The 20,093-nt window shown below is 37.2% G+C and carries 15 protein-coding genes; 2 read left to right on the top strand and 13 right to left on the bottom strand.

Going from position 1 to position 20,093, the window contains the following annotated elements:
- Positions 1 to 111: 111 nt before the first annotated feature.
- Positions 112 to 1,530 (top strand): DUF1593 domain-containing protein, encoded by a 1,419-nt coding sequence (locus ACB104_RS12540; protein ID WP_370479228.1) that lies wholly within the window; start codon positions 112 to 114, stop codon positions 1,528 to 1,530.
- Between the two features lie 291 nt (positions 1,531 to 1,821).
- Here ACB104_RS12540 and ACB104_RS12535 read toward each other — a convergent pair whose 3' ends face one another.
- The 3 genes from ACB104_RS12535 to ACB104_RS12525 are packed head-to-tail and all read right to left on the bottom strand — an operon-like array spanning position 1,822 to position 4,653.
- A complete protein-coding gene (locus ACB104_RS12535; protein ID WP_370479227.1) occupies positions 1,822 to 3,213 on the bottom strand; it encodes an NAD(P)(+) transhydrogenase (Re/Si-specific) subunit beta in 1,392 nt (463 codons plus the stop codon).
- The gene (locus tag ACB104_RS12530; RefSeq protein WP_370479225.1) at positions 3,213 to 3,527 is read right to left on the bottom strand and encodes an NAD(P) transhydrogenase subunit alpha part 2; all 315 of its coding nucleotides are present in this window, start codon (positions 3,525 to 3,527) and stop codon (positions 3,213 to 3,215) included. The genes ACB104_RS12535 and ACB104_RS12530 overlap by 1 nt, the downstream gene beginning before the upstream one ends.
- Positions 3,528 to 3,570: 43 nt before the next feature.
- Positions 3,571 to 4,653, bottom strand: coding sequence for an NAD(P) transhydrogenase subunit alpha (locus ACB104_RS12525; RefSeq protein ID WP_370479224.1), 1,083 nt, complete (start codon positions 4,651 to 4,653; stop codon positions 3,571 to 3,573).
- A gap of 264 nt (positions 4,654 to 4,917) precedes the next feature.
- Between ACB104_RS12525 and ACB104_RS12520 the strand changes: the two genes are divergently transcribed.
- Entirely contained in the window at positions 4,918 to 5,700 is a 783-nt protein-coding gene (locus tag ACB104_RS12520; protein WP_370479223.1) for a FecR family protein, read from the top strand.
- A gap of 8 nt (positions 5,701 to 5,708) precedes the next feature.
- Here ACB104_RS12520 and xylE read toward each other — a convergent pair whose 3' ends face one another.
- The 10 genes from xylE to ACB104_RS12470 form a co-directional block, all read right to left on the bottom strand.
- The gene (xylE, locus tag ACB104_RS12515) at positions 5,709 to 7,127 is read right to left on the bottom strand and encodes a D-xylose transporter XylE (protein WP_370479222.1); all 1,419 of its coding nucleotides are present in this window, start codon (positions 7,125 to 7,127) and stop codon (positions 5,709 to 5,711) included.
- Between the two features lie 25 nt (positions 7,128 to 7,152).
- A complete protein-coding gene (gene xylA, locus ACB104_RS12510; RefSeq protein ID WP_370479221.1) occupies positions 7,153 to 8,478 on the bottom strand; it encodes a xylose isomerase in 1,326 nt (441 codons plus the stop codon).
- Positions 8,479 to 8,512: 34 nt separating this feature from the next.
- Positions 8,513 to 10,000: a xylulokinase gene (locus ACB104_RS12505; RefSeq protein WP_370479219.1), complete on the bottom strand. Its 1,488-nt coding sequence runs from the start codon at positions 9,998 to 10,000 to the stop codon at positions 8,513 to 8,515.
- Between the two features lie 3 nt (positions 10,001 to 10,003).
- Complete coding sequence (locus ACB104_RS12500; protein ID WP_370479217.1) at positions 10,004 to 10,990, bottom strand: GntR family transcriptional regulator; 987 nt, start codon at positions 10,988 to 10,990, stop codon at positions 10,004 to 10,006.
- Positions 10,991 to 11,116: 126 nt separating this feature from the next.
- The gene (locus ACB104_RS12495) at positions 11,117 to 12,769 is read right to left on the bottom strand and encodes a sodium/sugar symporter (RefSeq protein WP_370479215.1); all 1,653 of its coding nucleotides are present in this window, start codon (positions 12,767 to 12,769) and stop codon (positions 11,117 to 11,119) included.
- A 355-nt stretch (positions 12,770 to 13,124) separates the two neighbouring features.
- Positions 13,125 to 14,831 (bottom strand): sodium:solute symporter, encoded by a 1,707-nt coding sequence (locus ACB104_RS12490; RefSeq protein WP_370479213.1) that lies wholly within the window; start codon positions 14,829 to 14,831, stop codon positions 13,125 to 13,127.
- A 7-nt stretch (positions 14,832 to 14,838) separates the two neighbouring features.
- Positions 14,839 to 16,023, bottom strand: a complete 1,185-nt coding sequence (locus ACB104_RS12485) for an aldose epimerase family protein (RefSeq protein ID WP_370479211.1) — start codon at positions 16,021 to 16,023, stop codon at positions 14,839 to 14,841.
- Positions 16,024 to 16,051: 28 nt separating this feature from the next.
- Positions 16,052 to 17,548 carry an L-arabinose isomerase gene (araA, locus tag ACB104_RS12480; RefSeq protein ID WP_370479209.1) on the bottom strand — a complete coding sequence of 499 codons (1,497 nt, stop codon included), beginning with the start codon at positions 17,546 to 17,548 and terminating at the stop codon, positions 16,052 to 16,054.
- Between the two features lie 20 nt (positions 17,549 to 17,568).
- Entirely contained in the window at positions 17,569 to 18,267 is a 699-nt protein-coding gene (locus ACB104_RS12475) for an L-ribulose-5-phosphate 4-epimerase (protein ID WP_370479207.1), read from the bottom strand.
- 1 nt (position 18,268) lies between these two features.
- Positions 18,269 to 19,942: a ribulokinase gene (locus ACB104_RS12470; RefSeq protein ID WP_370479205.1), complete on the bottom strand. Its 1,674-nt coding sequence runs from the start codon at positions 19,940 to 19,942 to the stop codon at positions 18,269 to 18,271.
- Between the last annotated feature and the right edge of the window lie 151 nt (positions 19,943 to 20,093).

The raw sequence follows: 20,093 nt of genomic DNA, 5'->3' as shown, positions 1-20,093 counted from the left end.
AATCCCGTTAATATGTTTATAATACCTTGACCTAACTGTGCACCGTATCAAAATCGGGCATATTTACTATCAATTTTTTTTAAAACTTAAATTAAACTAAACCCATACAAATTGAAAAAGTACCTTTTTATTAGTGTTTTTATCTTTCTGCTTATACCTCAAAAAAAAGCTTATTGCCAACAATACAAACCACGGGTAATAGTTACCACCGATGGAGAAGCAGACGACCGTGCCTCAATGGTGCGTTTTCTTTTAACCAGCAACGAATTTGAGGTTGAAGGTATCATCAATAGTAGTTCGCAATTTCATTGGGTAGGTGGCGAAGGCTGGCATGCCTTTCATCCTGTTACTTGGGTAAAGGACTTTATTGAACTTTATGAAAAAGTGTATGGTAATCTCATTCTGCACGACCCAAATTTTCCAAAACCAGAATATCTTTTAAGGAAATGGAAAGTTGGGAATATAGACGGCATTGGCGAAGATGATATCCGCACGGAAGGCGCAGCACTTATTACCCAAGTACTTTTAGATGATGATCCCCGACCGGTTTGGATACAGGCTTGGGGTGGCTGCAATACCATTTCGCGGGCGTTAAAAAATATTCAAGAAGACCATCCTGAAAAAATGGAGGAAGTTGCGGCCAAAATAAGGCTCTTTCTAATTTGGGAACAGGACAAAACATACCAAGAATATATTCGCCCCAATTGGGAACATTTTAATATTCCAACCATCATATCCGACCAATTTGACTGTATGGCATATATATGGCCAAAAGTGCTTCCTGAAGAAGTGAAAACATTTTTTGAAGCCGATTGGATGACTAAAAACATTTTAAAAGGCCATGGTCTTTTGTGCGACGTTTATGAAAACAACCAAGGGGCCTTTAATGCAGAAGGTGACACCCCTTCCTTTTTATACAACGTACCAAATGGACTTAGAAGCATGGAATCGCCCAAAAACGGTGGTTGGGGTGGACGCTATGTTAAGGTAAGACATAATGTTTGGATGGACCCTCTACCCGATTCAACATATAAGCGCCCTACAGAGCAATGGGGTTTCCACAACAGCTGGTCTAAAAAAATGGAGCATGACACCGATCCAGAAAAAGTAAAAATTCGAACCAACTATTTTAAGCCTATGTGGCGTTGGCTGGACGATGTACAAAATGATTTTGCCGCGCGTGCAGATTGGTGTGTTATGGATTATGCCTCGGCAAACCACCATCCAATTGTCCGTTTAGAAAATAAATCTTTGAACATAAAGGCTAAAGCCGGTTCAAAAATTAAACTCGATGCAAGCCTATCAATAGACCCCGATGGCGATGCGCTTTCTTTCAAATGGTGGCATTATAATGAAGCCGACACCTATACTGGCAAGGATATTCAATCTTCAAATTCTGCTAAAGCAAAAATCATAGTGCCTAAAGATGCCAAGCCTGGCGAAACTATCCACCTTATTTGTGAAGTATCAGATTCGGGAACCCCTAGGTTAACTAGATACCAGCGTATCATATTAGATGTTATACAATAAAGCAAAAACCCGCATCTTTATTGATGCGGGTTTTTTTAAATGTATAATTTAACCACTTTACTAGTATGATTATTCAAATTTCGGCAAAATGAGCGTATTCATTAGGGTATAAATTGGTCTAAAACAGGGTATTAAATGTTCCCTTTTAACTATTTTTTGAAGAAATATTATGTTGCAATTATTTCATTAATATTTGAATCTTCCAATCATAATTTACATAAATTCATTGAGAGCCAAGTAACTAACAAGAAAAGGGTTTGATTTAAAAGCCAAACACATAACTATCATTTCTTACAATTCCTTTAACTCACTAAGAATACCTTCCAAAGATTTCTTGGCATCGTTAAAAAGCATTTTGGTATTGGGCTTAAAAAACAGAGGGTTTTCAATTCCGGCATAACCCGGATTCATGCTTCGCTTTAAAACAATCACATTCTTAGTTTTTGCCAAGTCTAAAATTGGCATGCCGTAAATTTTGCTGGAAGGGTCTTCTTTTGCTGCGGGATTTACCACATCATTCGCACCAACAATTATGGCAACATCAGTATCGGCTAAAAAATCATTGGCCTCTTCCAAATCTAGAAGTTTGTCGTAGCTTACATCGGCTTCGGCGAGCAATACATTCATATGGCCTGGCATTCTACCCGCAACTGGGTGAATGGTGTATTTAAGCTCTACACCTTTATTAACAAGAAGGTTTTCAACATCCTTAGTAATTTTTTGGGCTTGTGCTACAGCCATCCCATAACCAGGGATAATGGCCACACGATCTGAATATGCCAATTGAACCGCCAAATCGGAAACAGAAATTTCCTTTATCGTACCTTCTGTTGCACTACCAGAAGCTCCACTGGAAGCACCGGAACTTGTAAAACTTCCAAATAAAACACCAACCAAAGTACGGTTCATTGCAGTACACATAAGCATCGTTAAAATAATACCCGAAGACCCTACAAGAACACCACCTAGCAACATCAATTTATTATCAGTCATAATACCCGAAATGGCAGCTGTTATTCCCGTTAAGGAGTTCAATAACGAGATTACAACAGGCATATCGGCACCTCCAATTGGGGCCACAAAGGTAATACCGTAGATAACCGATAATACCGTAAACATTGAAAGTTCTAAAGTGGTCAACCTTCCGTGATATGCAAAATAAATGGTCATTGCAATGGCAACAGCTAATAAGATAATATTAACAACTGTGGCATAAGGTATTTGAAGATGGCGATCTTGAAGCTTCCCACTCAATTTGCCATATGCAACCATGGAGCCTGTAAAAGCCACAAAACCTAAAAACAGATTGGACAAAACAACACTCATATCTGAAACCCCACCAATGGCATTATTGTTTATCAACCAAATTAAAGAAATTAAAGCAGCTGAAAAACCACCAAAACCATTGAATAAGGAAACCATTTCTGGCATGGCTGTCATGGGCACTTTTTTCGCCGATATCAACCCTATTACACCACCAATAATGATACCAAGAACAATAAATAAATAATTATTGTTTTCGGTTTCTAATGGATAAAATATGGCCAACATAACCCCTAAACCAACACCAATTGCCGCTAAAACATTTCCATTATTTGCTGATTTGGGATGTGACAATTTCCTCAGACCAACAATCAATAAAATAGAACTTACAAAAATGATTAAATCTAAAAAAACCGTCATTATTTCTTATTTTTTTTGTTAAACATCTGTAACATTCTACCCGTTACCGCAAATCCGCCAAAAGCATTAATAGTTCCGAAAATAATCCCGCAGGTTCCTAGTATTAAGGTTATATAATTGTCTGAAGGCGTTACTCGAATCAGTAATATAGCACCAATTAATATAAGACCACTGATGGCGTTTGATCCAGACATTAGTGGTGTATGTAAAATTGTGGGTACTTTAGATATGATTTCAAATCCAAGGAAAATGGCAAAGGCCAATATGTAAATCATATTCAAATTGTTCGAAATGAATTCAATGATTTCAGTCATAATTTAGTTTGTTTGTTAGTAAAATATTGCGAATTGCTGAGATTTAAACAACAGAAGTTATACATGAAGATGTATAAATCTCATCTTGATTTTCGGTTTTTAGTTTTAAATCATCATCAGAGATATGATTTAAAAAATTGAAGACATTGTTGGCAAAAAGGGTGCTCGCATCTACAACAGCGGCGTCAGATAAATTAGAATCCCCGACAATATGTACGTAGTTGTGTACAATGGTTTTCTCGTCTTCGGTGAGTTCGCAATTACCGCCAGCATCAGAAGCCAAATCAATAATAACAGAGCCTCGGCGCATATTTTCAACCATTTCCTTTGTTACAATTATTGGGGCTTTTGTACTTCTTACTGTAGCCGTACAAATAACAACATCGGCATCGGTAACGTGGCTAAACATCATTTCCCTTTGCTTTTGCATAAATTCTTCACTTTGCTCAGCACCGTACCCATTTTTTATAGCTTGGTTTGCACCTTCCACCTTTAAGAACTTTCCGCCCAAACTCTTAACTTCTTCTTCAGTTTCCAATCGGGTATCAACTGCTTCTACAATGGCGCCTATACGTTTTGCTGTGGCAATAGCCTGCAAGCCCGCTACACCAGCGCCAATAACCAAAACTTTTGCCGGCTTAATGCTTCCCGCCGAAGTAATCAACATAGGAAAATACCTTGGAAGCAAATCTGCGGCCCTTAAAACAGCCTTATATCCGGCAATTGAAGCCATAGAGGACAAAACATCCATAGATTGGGCTATTGACGAACGCGGAATCATATCTAAACTAAAAGCATGGATACCGTGTTTTTTCAATTTTTCGGAAACATCTTTAAAGATATATGGCTTAAAATGTGAGATATAAGTAGTTCCTTTTTTGAATTTTGAATATTCTTCCTCCTTTACCGGTGTAAATGAAATGATAATATCGGCATTTTTATAAATCTCATCCCTATCTTTTATAGTGGCACCAGCCGCTTCAAAATCTGCATTTGCAATAAATGAAGTCCTTCCTGACTTGGTTTCCACCTGTACCTCGTACCCTTTAACGATTAGCTTTTTAACTACTGCAGGAACCAGCCCTACCTTTTTATCATGCCATTCTTTTAAAACACCTATTACCATCAATCTATTTTTAATTCAATTTATGTCTAAAGCACGCAAATTTAAACTATTTTATTAAAGTTCCGTTCTCTAAAACCAAATCATATTAAAGTTGAAAGCAAAACCTAAAAAATTTAATAATTTTACACCGAAAGACCTTATGATTTTTATATTGAATTTAATATTTTGATTGATAATTGCCAGTTTAGAAATTACCCTATTAAAGATTTAACAGATGAAAAGGATAAAGGTCTTTAAAAAATTAATAAAACTACCTCTTTTAGTATGCCTCATTTTTCAAAAACAAAGAATTTTGATCAGTTCAAGCCAAAAGTTAATGTAAAGAACCAATCAAACAAAAAACGTCGATGGCTAAATCCAATCTCTTTCATTGTAAGTATTTTAGCCATAGGTGTTACCATTTATTTTCTGTTATTTTCAAATAATATGGTACGCATTGAAACTGCTGCTGCCGAAAAAAGGTTGGTTCAACTTCCTGATGCATCACAAGTCACACTAAACGTAGCAACTAAGATTGAATATGATGAAAAAACATGGTTGGACAAAAGAACCGTTTACCTTGATGGAGAGGCTTTTTTTAAGGTATCCAATGGTTCTAATTTTGATGTTAATACAATGGTTGGAAAGCTAAGGGCGGTTGGCACCCAGTTCAATGTGAAAAATCGAAAAGGCTTGTTTGAAGTCAGTTGTTTTGTAGGTCAGGTAAAATTGACCGTTGGTAATAAAACATGGACCGTGCTCCCAGGAAACATGTATAGAATAATTAATGGAGAAGTTACCACAGATATAATTGATGCTGGTAGCAAACCATTATGGCTTTCGAACGTAAGTTACTTTAAAAAAGTTCCCTTATCCGAAGTTGCACAAGAACTAGGAAGGCAATACAACGTTAAAGTTTCAGTTGATTCACAAATTAAAAATCAATTATTCACAGGAAGCTTTAACCATTACAATTTGGATGAAGCCCTAAAATCTATTACCGCCCCCTTGAGACTTAAATATGTTAAGGATTCGTCGTCTAAAATTTCATTGTATCAAATTGAATAACGTAAGATTTATTTATCCCAAAGGCTTTCCATTTCTTCTAAAGTTTTCCCTTTTGTTTCTGGAACATACTTCCAAACGAACCACATAGCCACCAAAGACATCACTCCATAAACCCAATATGCAAATCCGTGGTTAAATTGTTCCGTCAGGTAGGTATTATCATCCATCATCGGGAAGGTTAATGAAACCAAATAGTTTGACACCCATTGGGCGGCAACTGCTATGGCCATGGCACGTCCTCTAATTTTATTAGGAAATATTTCAGAAAGCAATACCCACGTAACAGGGCCCCAACTCATTGCAAAACTAGCAACATACAACATCATGCACCCTAAAGCTAAATAACCCGTGGCTCCTGAAAAAAACACAAATCCTAATGACAACATGGCTACACCCATGCCCAATGCCCCAATTATCATTAAAGGCTTTCTACCAAATTTGTCCACGGTTTTAATCGCGATTATTGTAAACAAGAAGTTGACTATTCCAACAATAATGGTAAGCAACAAAGCTCCATCTGTATTTGGGTCGATGGATTTGAAGATTTCCGGTGCGTAATAAAGCACCACATTAATACCTACAAATTGTTGAAAAACAGATAGTGCAATACCTATAAGAATAACCAACCAGCCAAAGGATAAAAGCTTTCCTGAATGTTGAACCATGGTGGCTTTTATCTCCTCCACTATTGACAAAGCACGTTCTTTTCCATTTACTTTGCTAAGAATTTCTAGAGCTTGTTCTGGCTTACTTCTCAACATTAAAGAACGTGGAGTGTCTGGCACAAAGAACAACAGGAACAAAAATAACCCTGCCGGCACAATTTCGGAAGCGAACATCCATCTCCAACCAACGGCATTTAACCATTCATCAGACCCACCACCCCTAGCTATAAAGTAATTCACAAAATAAACCACCATAAAACCTCCTACTATGGCCAATTGATTAAAAGACACCAACTTACCTCTACTTTCGGCTGGAGCAATTTCAGCAATATAAAGCGGCGATAGCATTGACGCCAAACCAACACCTATGCCTCCTATAATCCTATATATAATGAATATTGTAGAAAACGTATGGTCCAATTCGCCAATGGGTGCGATAATCATTTCTGGCATAGCAGACCCAAGAGCCGAAACTAAAAACAATATAGCAGCCAAAATCAATCCATTTTTCCTGCCTAACTTTTTACTTACAATTCCGCCTATAAGACCTCCAACAATACAACCAATCAAAGCACTGGCTACTATAAATCCTTTAAAAGCATTTGCCGCATTCTCAGACAAGCTTTTTGGTGCAACAAAAAAACTCTCCAACGAACCTACAGTTCCAGAAATTACGCCTGTATCATATCCAAACAATAGACCGCCAAGCGTAGCAACTAAAGTGAGTTTTATTAAATACTTTGAATTGGTTGATGTTCCCATAATGCTTATTTATGCTAGTTAGTTATTAAATGTATTGATTGATAATGTTCTCAAACAGTTCTTGTTTCCCACTTTTTAAAGGCAACTCACCGTTTTCTTGGGCAATTTTGTATAAATCTTCCATGGTTAGTTTGCCATTTTCAAAATCTTTCCCTTTACCTGAATCAAAAGAGTTGTAACGTTCTTTACGAAGTTTTTCATAAGGAGAAGAAGCTATTATCTTGTCGGCAATCAATAAGGCTCGCGCAAAGGTATCAGCACCCCCAATATGTGCCAAAAACACATCTTCCAAATCGGTTGAATTACGTCTAATCTTGGCATCAAAATTAACACCTCCACCTTGCAAACCACCTGCCTTTAGAAATACCAACATAGCTTCAGTAGTTTCCTGAATATTATTAGGGAACTGGTCTGTATCCCAACCATTTTGATAATCACCGCGGTTGGCATCTAAACTTCCTAGCATACCTGCTTTTGCTGCCACTTCAATTTCATGTTGAAACGTGTGCTGAGCCAAGGTTGCGTGATTCACTTCTATGTTTATTTTGAAATCTTTGTCCAAACCATATTCCTTTAGGAAACCAATAGCTGTAGCCGTATCAAAATCATATTGGTGTTTTGATGGTTCCATAGGTTTTGGCTCAATAAAGAAATTGCCTTTAAATCCTTTAGAACGCGCATAATCCCTAGCCATACCTAAAAACTGGCCCATGTGGTCCAACTCGCGACCCATATCGGTATTCAATAGGCTCATATAACCTTCGCGTCCACCCCAAAACACATAGTTTTCACCATTTAAAGCCATGGTAGCATCAAGTGCCAATTTTATTTGTCCGCCTGCTCTAGCCACAACGTTAAATTCAGGATTGGTTGCAGCCCCATTCATGTAACGTGGATTTGAAAAACAGTTTGCGGTACCCCAAAGTAATTTCACTCCAGAATCGGCTTGTTTTTGTTTCAAATAATCAACCATTGTTGCCAATCTTGATTCTGATTCCGCAAATGTTGCACCTTCTTTTATTAAATCGAAATCGTGAAAACAGTAATAACCAAATCCCATTTTAGTGATGAATTCGAAAGCCGCATCAGCTTTATCTTTTGCCGCTTGAATTGGGTCTGAAGCTTTATCCCACTCAAAACTTTGTGTTCCTGGGCCAAACGGGTCACTTCCTTGACCGCAGAAGGTATGCCAATAGGCTACCGAAAATTTAAACCACTCGCGCATGGTTTTTCCAGCCACCACTTGTTCTGGGTTATAATATTTAAACGCCAATGGGCTGTCTGATTCCTTTCCTTCAAATTTAATGTCGCCAATACCTTTATAGTATTCTTTGTTTCCTATTAATGCCATAGCTTTTACTGTTTAATCGTGATTTATTAATTTGTTATTTTTTGTTCAAGATGAGTTCCAATTCTTTTTTCCATTTGTTATAAGCTTCTAAATATGGTGCTTTATCATTTAGCGGTTTAAATGTCATTACATGGTCATTATCCATGATGTTTTTTCCGAAGTTTTCGAAATTGCCTTCATGCAAACCTGCAGCACGTGCAGCCCCAGTCGCCCCTGTTGTGTTGTAAATTTCAATTTCTTGTCCAATGAGAGTTGACACCGTTTTTGCGAAAATTTCTGAACGGAATAAATTATCGTTGCCTGCCCGGATTACTTTAGGTTTTATGCCGTCGGACTTTAAAATTTCAACGCCATAAACAAATGAAAACGCAATACCTTCAAGAGCAGCACGACACAAATGGCCTTTATGGTGATTGTTTAGGTTTAAATTTAAGATTCGAGTACCTATCTCTTTGTTGTTTAGCATCCGTTCTGCACCATTTCCAAATGGAATCAAACAAACCCCATCGGACCCAACTAGAATATTTTCCGCTAATTGGTTCATGTTTTCGTATGAGTCCACCGCAAGGTTATTGAGCAACCAACGGTATTGAATTCCTGCTCCATTGATGCAAAGCAATTTTCCAATTCTTACATCTGCCCCTTTTTTATAATTAACGTGGGCAAAATTGTTAACCCGGGAACTTTCTTTAACCGACAAACTATCAGTAACGGCATATACTACACCTGATGTTCCACCAGTTGCGGCAACTTCACCCGGTTTGAATATGTTAAGCGATAAAGCGTTATTGGGTTGGTCGCCCGCCCGATAGAAAATAGGCGTTCCAGCCACGATACCACTTTCCTTTTCTCCTTTTGCACCAACAACAGATTGTTTACCAAAAGTTTCAACAATGTCTGGTACCAAAGCTTTATCAATACCGTAATGTTCCATCAAGAAATCAGCAATTTGGTCGTTTTTAAAATCCCAAAAAATGCCCTCGGATAGCCCTGAAATTGTTGTGTTGATGGTGTTTGAAAACTTATAGGCAATATAATCTCCAGGCAACATAAACTTATGGATCTTACTATAAATTTCAGGTTCATTTTCTTTTACCCATTTTAATTTTGAAGCCGTAAAGTTTGCAGGAGAATTCAATAATGCACTAGAACACGTTTCTTCACCAATAACATTGAACGCATCGTTACCTATTTTAACTGCTCTACTATCGCACCAAATAATGCTTTTTCTTAAAGGTTTTCCATTTTCATCAACAATAACCAAACCGTGCATTTGGTATGAAATGCCAATACCTTTAATACTATTTGCAGAGATGTTGTATTGTTTTTGCAACTTTTTAATGGCATTACAGACATGCTTCCACCAATCTTCTGGTTCTTGTTCAGCCCATCCATTTTTTTGGGCAAACATGCTCATTTCCTTTTCTGGCTCCTGAACCACGCCTATACTTTTTCCTGATGCTATGTCGACAATTGCGGCCTTAATGGACGAACTTCCAATGTCTAATCCTAAATAATACATAGTTTATAAAGATTCTCTTAATATTAATTTTGTTGGTATATAGGTTTGTAAGGATTCTTTGGTGGTTACAAACTGTGCCGCCCTTGCTCCCATTTGTTTAAAATCAGTTGAAATTACCGAAATACCTTTGTAAATAAAGGGTTTCATTGGCGTTTCGTTGTATGACAAAAAGCCCACGTCTTTTCCTGGCTCTAAGTTTTTGCTTCGGCATTGCTCCAAGAATTCACCCAAAATCCTATCACTTACGCTAATATAGGCTTCACCTTTGGCGACTTTAAATTCCTCTGGATTGGTAATTACCTGATATTTAAACTGGTTTGCTTCACAGAATTTTTTGAAATACGTTACTGTTTCAATAGGGTGATTAGTGAATGTAGGATAAGCAAAAACGAGTTTTTTATAGGTTTTGAACCGAATAACAGCTTCATTTAAAGCTGTGTAAAAAGATTTTCCAAAATCTTGAAAAACATAATTGTTACTTGATTTTGAATACATGTTCCAATCAATCAACAATAAGCTTTCGTTATCAATTTCAGATAAAACAGAAGGTACCTCTTTATGGTTAAATGGCATAACCACATATTTAAAATACTTGCCCTTAGCATTTGTCAAAATCGTTTTGAAGTTATTGATGTTATAATGATGAAATTGAACATCAACAATTACGTTTTTGGGCAAATTATTTACAAAAGCATGATAGACTACCTCTTTATATGCTTTAAAGGTATCTAAAACCAAAAGCACTTTTCGGGTATTGCTGGCTACAAAATAGCCTTTGTTTGGAACAGACTCTACCACGCCATTTTCCTTTAAAATAGAATACGCCTTAAAAACGGTATCGCGAGACAAGTTGTAATCTTTACAAATACTGTTAACAGATGGTAAAGCATCACCACTGGTTAGCGTATTGTTTGACAGGCCATCGTTAACGGCATTTATCAATAGCTGATATTTTGGAATTTCACTATTAAAATCTAATTCAAAAAGCACAAACCGTTCTGTTCTGTTCTGGTATGTAAATATATATATAAAAATTTGAATACACGGTGATTATTTGTAAAAAAAAGGAAGCAAAAATTTGCTTCCTTTTTTTTTTGTTTTATAAAGATAATGGTTCTAGTTCCAGAACATAGCGTATAATGCTGCCACAATAAGAAGCACAGCAAATGAACCAATGTTGAACAGCGGACTCGTTTTAAACAATTCCTTTTTCAACGGAATTCCTTTTTCATCATCTACTCCATGATGCTGTGAATAACTAACCAATGCAATGATTCCCATGGTCAACAAACACGTATAGCCCATTTGGTCCATAAAAGGAACATCTACAAAAAACGGACTTGTAGACCACCCATTAGGAGCTACCTTGAAATATAAGGCTATTGGAATTGACGCCAACGCACCAATAATTGCAGCTTTGTTTGTAGTTTTCTTCCAAAATAATCCTAACAAAAACACAGCTAAAATACCAGGACTAACAATACCGGTGTATTCTTGTATGAATTGAAATGCTTGATCGATACCTCCAAGAAGCGGAGCCATTATACCAGCTATCACCAATGCAACGGCAGCCGATAACCTGCCTACCCCTACAGTTGCTTTATCACTTGCATTAGGGTTAATGTACTGTTTGTAAATGTCCATTGTAAAAATAGTTGAAGTAGAATTCAACATAGAGGCTAATGAAGATACAATTGCCGCCGCAAGTGCCGCAAAAGCTACCCCTTTTAAACCTGTAGGTAGAAATTGCAATAACCAAGGATAAGCTTTATCTGCCTGCCCCAAAGAGGGTAAATTATTCTGCACGGAATCTCCCAACCTCGACATAATTTCAGGATCGTTAACCATTACATATGCCGCAATTCCAGGAATAACAACAATTAGAGGAATAATAAGCTTTAAGAATGCTGCCAACAAAATACCTTTTTGAGATTCCCTTAATGATTTGGCTGCCAATGTTCTTTGAATGATATATTGATTGAAACCCCAATAATACAGGTTTGCAACCCATAATCCACCTACTAACACACCTATACCAGGTAGCATATTGTAATATTCATCAGATTCCTCAAAAATCATAGCGAATCGCTCGGGAGTAGCATTATAAACTGTTTTAAGCCCTTCAATGACACCTTCCCCGTTAGATACTGTGTTTAAGGCAATATAAGAAGTTACCAAACCTCCTAAAACCAAAAACACCACTTGGATAACATCTGTCCAGGCTACCGCTGACAAACCTCCATATAGTGAGTAAGCCGCTGCAAACAATGCCAAGCCAATAACTCCATAAATCATGGGAATGCCCATAATGGTCTCTAATGCCAAACTACCGAGATACATAACTGAAGCAAGGTTAACAAATACATACAAACCAATCCAAAATACAGCTAGAATGGTCTTTAAGTTTGTTGAATATCTTTTCTCTACAAATTCTGGTATGGTGTATAGCCCTTTTTCAATAAAAATTGGCAAAAAGTATTTTCCTACAATTATAAGGGTAACCGCAGCCATCCATTCATAAGAAGCTATTGCCAAGCCAAGAGCAAAACCAGATCCCGACATCCCAATAAATTGTTCAGCCGAGATATTTGCGGCTATTAGCGATGCACCTATAGCCCACCATGGTAAAGATTTACTGGCCAAAAAATAATCTTCGGCATTTTTTTGATGCCCTTCTTTATCTCTCGAAACCCACAGCCCAACACCAAGTATTAGAATGGCATATGCTATAAAAATGAAATAATCCCAAAATTCGAAATGTGTATTCATAGTTTACATTTTATTTAGTTGGTTTTTAGTTTTTTGTTTGTTATTTTAATTTAATTCCTAACAGTCTGTTTAAATAATTTAAATCATATTTCAAAACAAGAACAGGTAAACTTTTCCCAAAATTATATTGAAAACTCATCATTCAAACTTTCCATCAAGAAAAATCTGTTCTGCAATAATACTAATTACTTTGTGAAGATAATAATCAAAATCTAGGTTTTTGGCATGATTGACTCTCACATCTTAATTTAATTTGAATAGATCTATTTAAAAAAGTTATTAGTACTTTTTATGGGTTTTAAATAAAATAAAAAAGGAGGCCTAGATGCCTCCTTTTTTCAAAATTATAGTTTGTCTACCAGAAATACCAATAAAATGCTCCAGTAAATGTAAGTATAATTACAGTGTGGATAACATCCCAATAATTCCAGCTTGCGCGATTTTCAGCTATTTGCTCTTCACTAGCGGTACCGAATACCAATCCTTTTATCTTTTCAGCTGTTGGTGCTGCAGTGGATAAACTTACCACAATAACCACAATGATACAGAACAAGAACATCCATCCACAGAAAAACAACCAGTTTAAATCATAAAACAAATATTTAAAGGTTGAATCAGCAGCATCCGGAGTGCTCGTGTAATAGATTTTTGCCCCTAACCTTGTTAGACCAACTATTAAACCAGATATAAGTCCCCACATGCCTCCAAGTGCCGAGGTTCTTTTCCAAGCGATACCCAATAAAAATGCCGCAGCAATACCAGGTGCCAAAACAGATTGAACATCTTGCAAATAAGTATAAAGAACATCACCAACACTACGCATAATAGGAATCCAAAGTATTCCCAAAATAACGATTACCAAAGTTGCCATTTGACCAATTCTAACCAAGTTTCTTTCAGATGTACTTGGCCTTATTTTCTTATAAAAATCAATGGTAAATAACATGGCAGAAGAGTTAAACAATGATGCCAATGAACTCATCAATGCTGCTAAGATTCCACATACCACCAATCCTTTAACACCAGCTGGTAGCAATTTAGCAACCATGGTTGGGAAAGCCGCATCTGCATTGGCAACACCATTCTCTAAAAATGGTAAGAATCCTGCTCCACCATCGGCAATGTTTTGTTGATGTATAGCAAACGCAATCATCCCTGGAATTAAGAATAGAAATACGGGCAGAAGTTTTAAATAAGCGCCAAATATGGTACCCCTTCTTGATTCTTTAAGGTTTTTACCAGATAAAACTCTTTGCACAATATACTGGTCTGTACACCAATACCAAAAGCCAATGATTGCTGACCCCAGCAAGGCTCCTAACCAAGGAAAATCTGGATCACCATTACTTCTTATAAGGTTTGTCATCGTATCACCGTAATCATTAACAACAACCGCATCTGTAATTGCAATCATTTGATCCCAACCTCCAAGCTCTTTAAGTCCTAAAACTACTATGATTAAGGAACCTAAAAGCAAAATAGGTGTTTGCAGTACAGAAGTATAAAGTACTGATTTCATTCCGCCAAAAATGGTGTATAAAGCTGTAATGACAACAAGACCAATGGCAGCTATCCAGAAGAAATCGATACCCCATAGTGTTTCAATTCCAAACACTTGTTGAAATACCAAGCCTCCTGCATAAACAGTTACTGCCACTTTAGTTAATACGTAACTTATTAATGAAATAACTGATAAAATGGTTCTTGACTGAGGATTGTACCTACGCTCTAAAAACTCAGGCATGGTATAAACCATACTACGTGTGTAAAATGGAACGAAAACCCATCCCAAGATTAAAATCATCCATCCTTGAATTTCCCAGTGAGCCATGGCCATACCACTTGAAGCTCCAGCTCCAGCCAATCCTATTAAATGTTCTGACCCAATATTAGAAGCAAAAATAGATGCCCCAATGGCTATCCATGACGCATCTCTTCCTCCTAGAAAGTAATCTGCAGAATCTTCTTGTTTTTGACGAACTACCCATACAATAATTCCAATCAGTATAACAGCAAATACGGCTATTACTATCCAGTCTAAATTACCCAATCCTTGTTGCATATGTTTATTATTTAGTTAAAAAGTTAAAAGTTGTTTTTGTTTTATATGTTTCACCTGGGTTTAAAACCACGGATGGAAAATTATTTTGGTTAGGCGAATCTGGATAGTGTTGTGTCTCTAAACAAAAGCCTGTTCTGTGCTCATAGGTTCCTCCGTTAGGCATTGGCAATGTTCCATCAAGAAAATTTCCTGTGTAGAATTGTATGCCAGGCTCTGTTGAATAAATTTCCATCAAACGTCCACTGTTTTTATCGTACGCCGAAGCAGCCATTCTTAAGGTTCCTTTATCTCCGTTCAACACCCAACAATGGTCGTAACCTCCACCAAGTTTTAGTTGCTCGTTATCTGCGTTAATTTCTTTTCCAACTGCTTTTGCAGTTGTGAAATCGAACGGTGTACCTTCAACTTTTCTAATTTCACCAGAAGGAATCAATGTCGCATCTACTGGCAAGAATGCATCGGCATTAATAACCACTTCATGGTCTAAAATATCTTTGCTAAAATCTCCAGTTAAGTTAAAATAAGCATGCTGCGTTAAGTTAATCACAGTAGCTTTGTCTGTTGTGGCTTCATAATCAACTTCCAAAGTATTATCATCGGTTAGAGTGTATACTACGGTAATATTTAAATTACCTGGATACCCCTCTTCACCATCTTTACTCAAATAAGTCAACTTTAGCCCTGGGTTTTTATCATCTTCTATAGGCTCTGCAGTCCAAACTACACGATCATAACCGTCTACACCTCCATGCAAATGGTTTTCGCCATTATTGGTGGCTAGAGTGTACTCTTCACCATTTAAAGTGAATTTTCCTTTGGCAATTCGGTTTCCAAAACGTCCAATCAACGCACCAAAAAAAGGATTGTCCTTTAAATAATCATCTAAATTATCAAACCCTAAAACCACGTTTTCAAATTCGCCATTTTTATTAGGCACCTTTAAAGAGGTTATTCTTCCCCCAAAAGTAATTACACTCATTTCAACACCATTGGCATTTTTAAGAACGTACTGTTCAACAGTCGTGCTATCTGGCATAATTCCGTAATCAGACTTGGTTATAGTTGCTTTATTTTCATCTGAAACTTCCATGTTTTCTGCAGGTTTTTCTTGTTTGTTGTTCTTACATTGAATATTTAATGCCACCAAAGCGGTAAGCAAAATATAAAAAAAGGAACGTTTAAAAACTCTCATAATAATCTTTAGTTTAGTAAGTTATTAACTATTTGAACATATAGTATGCTTCGTTGGCTTTTATTGTGTTCTTGAAATCTCTTATTGTGGTGTTTTCATCAATTACCAAGGCTTCTATTCCAGCCATTTCAGCAAAGTCCTCCAATTGTTCTACAGTAATGTTTTCGCTATAGCAAGTGTGATGCGCCCCACCACCTAAAATCCAAGCTGTACAAGCAGTTTCAAAATCTGGTAGTGGCTTCCACATGACTCTAGCAACTGGCAATTTAGGCAAAGCTTGCTTAACTTCCTCTCCAACTGTTTTGTTAATCAATAATCTAAAACGGTTACCAAAATCCATTAAAGCAGCATTTAGAGAATCTCCTGCCTTGCCGTTAAACACTAAACGCACTGGGTCTTCCTTTCCTCCAATTCCAAGTGGATGGATTTCGCAAGATGGTTTATCTGCCGCCAATACAGGATCTACTTCCAACATGTGCGACCCTAAAACTCTAGGTGCCGATGGGTCTAAATGATACGTGTAATCTTCCATAAAGGCATTACCACCCTCTAAACCTGAGCCCATAACTTTCATAGCACGGGTTAAAGCAGCTGTTTTCCAGTCGCCTTCACCTGCAAAACCATATCCTTTTTGCATCAAACGTTGTACGGCAATACCAGGAAGTTGTTTCATTCCGTGCAAATCTTCAAACGTATCGCTAAAACCTTTAAATCCACCATCTACCAAGAACCTCTCAAGACCCAATTCTATCCGGGCCGCGTCAATTAGCGATTGTCTATTCTTTCCTCCTTCAAGAAGCGAGTCTGCCATTTTATAAGAAGCTTCATATTCTTTTACCAACCTATTTACGGCTTCATCTGAAACGGCATTAATCACTGCAACTAAATCACCAATACCATAAGTGTTAACTGAAAAACCAAACTTGGTTTCAGCTTCAACTTTATCGCCATCGGTTACGGCCACAAAGCGCATGTTGTCACCAAAACGAGCAAATTTTGCTCCTTGCCAATCATCCCAACCAGCTGCAACGCGTGTCCAATCACCGATTTGTTTTTGAACTTTTTCAGACGTCCAATGGCCAACAACTACTTTTCTGTTTTTACGTAGACGGCTTACCATAAACCCAAACTCACGGTCGCCGTGTGCCGCTTGGTTTAGGTTCATAAAATCCATATCAATTGTACTCCAAGGAATATCTCTGTTGAACTGTGTATGCAAATGACACATTGGTTTTTGAAGAGCTGTTAGTCCTCTAATCCACATCTTAGCAGGCGAAAATGTATGCATCCAGGTAATGATACCGATACAATTTTTTTCTTGGTTTGCTGCTGTTAACGTTTCAAAAATCTCATCTGAAGATTTTACGGTTGGTTTAAAAACAACATTTACCGGAATTAATGCAGAGTCGTTTAACGCCTTTGCAATAACGGTTGAGTTCTCAGCTACTTGCTTTAAGGTTTCTGGGCCATATAAATCTTGGCTTCCAGTAATAAACCAAACTTCTTTTTTTGAAATGTCTATCATTTTTTTGAATAGTTGTTTAATTATTGACCGTAGTAAGAGTTTGCCCCGTGTTTACGATCGTAATGTTTTTTTATTAATGAATCTTTTAGTCTTGGTGCGTTAGGATTAATTTGTCTGGTTAGATAAGCCATCTCAGCAACAACCTCCAACACCTTGCTATTATAAACTGCTTTAGCAGCATTTTTTCCCCAAGCAAAAGGACCATGATTGCCCAAAAGTACCATTTCTACTTCTTTATGAGAAATGCCTTTTTCATTAAAACAATCAATAATCTGTATGCCTGTATTATGTTCGTAATTCCCTTCAATAAGGTCGTCGCGCATTGGTGCCGCACATGGAATATCTGCAGTTAAATGGTCTGCATGTGTGGTTCCAAAAATTGGAATATCCATTTGCGCTTGTGCCCAAGCTACCGAATAAGTAGCATGTGTGTGGGCTATTCCTCCAATATCATTCCAGTTTTTATAAAGATAAGCATGTGTTTTCGTATCAGATGAAGGACGCATGGTACCTTCAATAATATTATTATCGAAATCTACGATAACAATATCTTCTGGCTTTAACACCTCGTATGCAACACCGCTTGGTTTAATGGCGAAAACACCATCTTTTCTATGAACGGCACTTACATTTCCAAAAGTATATACCACTAAATTAAGCTCATTTAGCTGCATATTGGCTTCGTAGCATTCCTGTTTTAAATCTTTATATTTACTCATCTTATAAGTTTTTCATAATGTGATTTTCCATGGTTACAGCCAATTCGCTGTAACGCTCATATACTTTTTGATAAGCAGGAACATTTGCTTGGTTTGGTTCGTAAACCGTTTCAAATGGGCTTGCCATATTTTCCATAGCCTCAAAAGTATCTTTATAATTATTCGCTGCTACTGCTCCAAAAACCGCCGCACCAAGAGCACAAGCTTGTTCGGATTTCACAACTTTTATAGGCATGTTTAATACATCGGCCATCATCTGCATAATGAAGGATGATTTTTTTGCAATTCCACCCAAAGCAATAACACCTTTGATTGGAATGCCTTCGCTGATAAATCTATCCGCTATTTTCTTTGCGCCAAAACAAGAAGATTCTACCAAAGCTCTAAACACTTTTGGTGAGGTGCTTCCTAAATTTATTCCGGAAATGACACCTTTTAAATTTTGATTGGCATCTGGTGTTCTTCTTCCGTTCATCCAATCCAAAGCTAATTCACCTGAAGCACCAATGGGTTCTTTTGCTGCTGCTTCACTTAATTTAGGGATTAAGTTATCTAAAGCTTCTTCAACTAACTTTGCTTTAGTCGCTTCATCTATTAACGTTGAATTCCCGATAAGTTCCTGAATTGGCCAAGCCAATAAACGGTTATACCAAGCATAAATATCCCCGAAAGCAGATTGTCCAGCCTCAAGACCCAACATATCAGGAATCACAGAGCCATCTACTTGTCCGCAAATACCTTTTACCAAATGTTCTTCTTGCTGTTTTGGTGCCACTAAGATATCACATGTGGAAGTTCCCATGATTTTAGTTAAAAAGTATGGCTCGATATTTACACCAACAGCTCCCATGTGCGCATCAAAAGCACCAACGGCAACTACAACTGATTGAGGTAAACCTAAACGGTTTGCCCATTCTTCTGATAAGGTACCAGCAGACACATCTGATGTATAAGTTTCTGTGAATAATCTGTCTTTTAATCCATCTAAAATTGGATCTAAGGCTACAAAAAACTCATTTGGCGGTAAACCACCAAAAGATTCATGCCATAATGCTTTATGTCCAGCCGCACAACGGCTGCGCTTCATTTGGGTTACATCTGTTCCTCCTGTTAATAAAAACGGTACCCAATCACAATGTTCTACCCAAGAGTATGCAGCATCCAAAATGTTTTTATCTGCTCTTGAAACGTGCAGTATTTTTGACCAAAACCATTCTGACGAATAAATGCCACCTTCGTATTGTGAATAATCAATATCCCATTTTTTACAAAGTTCGTTGATTTCATCAGCCTCCTTAATACCTGTGTGGTCCTTCCAGAGTACAAACATGGCATTCGGATTTTCCTCAAAACCATTTAAGAGAGCCAAAGGCATTCCTGTTTTATCTACAGCCACTGGAGTTGAGCCCGTAGTATCAATTCCAATACCAACAATATTGTTTACAACATCCTCATCAACTTCACTTAAAACCGATTTAATCGTGTTTTCTATCCCCTCGATATAATCTAAAGGGTGCTGTCTGAATTTATTCTTTGAAGGTTCACAATATTTTCCTTCCTTCCATCTGGCATAGTAATGAACTGAGGTAGCTAATTCTTCACCGGTACCAGTATCTACTAGCAATGCCCGTACAGAATCTGAACCGAAATCCATCCCTATTGTGTATTTTTTCATGCGTTTAAGTTTAATTGGTTTTCAAAGGTCACATGTAACTTCTGTGTCAAAATCAGTCTTTTAGGCCAATTTCATAAAAGATGTTGCATTTCGTACTTAATTAAAGTGTACAAATATAGTAATTTATTTTTATAAGTGTAAAATTTACACT

The sequence above is a fragment of the Tamlana flava genome (assembly GCF_041287255.1).
In the GTDB taxonomy this organism is placed as follows: Bacteria; Bacteroidota; Bacteroidia; order Flavobacteriales; family Flavobacteriaceae; genus Tamlana; species Tamlana flava.
This window is presented reverse-complemented; position numbering and strand designations above follow the sequence as displayed.

Bases quoted from the DNA above. Each gene is read 5' to 3' on its own strand.
- ACB104_RS12535 (WP_370479227.1), bottom strand. From the start codon at position 3,213: ATGACGGTTTTTTTAGATTTAATCATTTTTGTAAGTTCTATTTTATTG.
- ACB104_RS12530 (WP_370479225.1), bottom strand. From the start codon at position 3,527: ATGACTGAAATCATTGAATTCATTTCGAACAATTTGAATATGATTTAC.
- ACB104_RS12525 (WP_370479224.1), bottom strand. From the start codon at position 4,653: ATGGTAATAGGTGTTTTAAAAGAATGGCATGATAAAAAGGTAGGGCTG.
- ACB104_RS12520 (WP_370479223.1), top strand. From the start codon at position 4,918: ATGCCTCATTTTTCAAAAACAAAGAATTTTGATCAGTTCAAGCCAAAA.
- xylE (WP_370479222.1), bottom strand. From the start codon at position 7,127: ATGGGAACATCAACCAATTCAAAGTATTTAATAAAACTCACTTTAGTT.
- xylA (WP_370479221.1), bottom strand. From the start codon at position 8,478: ATGGCATTAATAGGAAACAAAGAATACTATAAAGGTATTGGCGACATT.
- ACB104_RS12505 (WP_370479219.1), bottom strand. From the start codon at position 10,000: ATGTATTATTTAGGATTAGACATTGGAAGTTCGTCCATTAAGGCCGCA.
- ACB104_RS12495 (WP_370479215.1), bottom strand. From the start codon at position 12,769: ATGAATACACATTTCGAATTTTGGGATTATTTCATTTTTATAGCATAT.
- ACB104_RS12490 (WP_370479213.1), bottom strand. From the start codon at position 14,831: ATGCAACAAGGATTGGGTAATTTAGACTGGATAGTAATAGCCGTATTT.
- ACB104_RS12485 (WP_370479211.1), bottom strand. From the start codon at position 16,023: ATGAGAGTTTTTAAACGTTCCTTTTTTTATATTTTGCTTACCGCTTTG.
- araA (WP_370479209.1), bottom strand. From the start codon at position 17,548: ATGATAGACATTTCAAAAAAAGAAGTTTGGTTTATTACTGGAAGCCAA.
- ACB104_RS12475 (WP_370479207.1), bottom strand. From the start codon at position 18,267: ATGAGTAAATATAAAGATTTAAAACAGGAATGCTACGAAGCCAATATG.
- ACB104_RS12470 (WP_370479205.1), bottom strand. From the start codon at position 19,942: ATGAAAAAATACACAATAGGGATGGATTTCGGTTCAGATTCTGTACGG.